A 263-nucleotide genomic window follows, 5' to 3' on the forward strand; every position below is an offset into this window, starting at 1 on the left:
GAACCGTACCGACGAATAGGCCGGAGCGCGGCGGAGCGACACGCCAAACCCGCCGTTCAGGCGGCTCAGATGGGTCCGTATGAAGCCGTGGACCTGACGATACGAACGTGCCCCGGCCAGCATAGCCAGCACCGTGAACAGCAGGATTGGGGCCAAGGGGTACATCTTCCCCTGGCCGCGACGAGGATCAGAAACCTGGGAAAAGAGCGACAGCAGCGTGCTCGGCATCGGGGCAACCCTCCAAGGTGGGTGCCCCCTATAGA

General features: G+C 63.9%; 1 protein-coding gene. It reads right to left on the reverse strand.

The genetic code is table 11. From position 1 onward, the window contains the following. Positions 1–228: transposase family protein (locus tag MTBSS4_RS04635; protein WP_173982231.1), on the reverse strand; the 228-nt coding region annotated here is incomplete at its 3' end. Positions 229–263: the final 35 nt, after the last annotated feature.

This window comes from Magnetospirillum sp. SS-4 (genome assembly GCF_902729425.1).
GTDB lineage: Bacteria > Pseudomonadota > Alphaproteobacteria > Rhodospirillales > Magnetospirillaceae > Phaeospirillum.